Here is a 286-nt window from a genome sequence, read left to right as displayed (position 1 = left end):
CAACAAAGCGCTGTACGATACGTTCAGTGCCTTTGGGAACATCCTTTCCTGTAAGATTGCTCAAGCAGAGGACGGAACCTCAAAAGGTTATGGGTTTGTTCACTTCGATACCGAAGAAGCAGCCGAAGATGCTATTGGCAAAGTGAACGGCATGTTGTTAAACGACAAGAAAGTTTATGCTACAAAGTGGATGTCTCGAAGAGAACGTCAGGAGAAGCTTGGTAACCAACCCAAGAAGTTTACCAATGTGTATGTCAAGAACTTTGGTGAAGACATGGATGAAGAG

1 protein-coding gene is annotated in these 286 nt (G+C 44.1%); it reads left to right on the top strand.

Annotation, left to right across the window (positions count from 1 at the left end):
• Window positions 1–286: hypothetical protein (locus ACYQ78_RS39465; protein WP_459806116.1), on the top strand; the 286-nt coding region annotated here is incomplete at both ends.

Source organism: Herbidospora sp. RD11066, assembly GCF_054661255.1.
The sequence above is the reverse complement of the archived record's forward strand: the minus strand, read 5'-3'. Positions and strand labels throughout refer to the sequence as shown.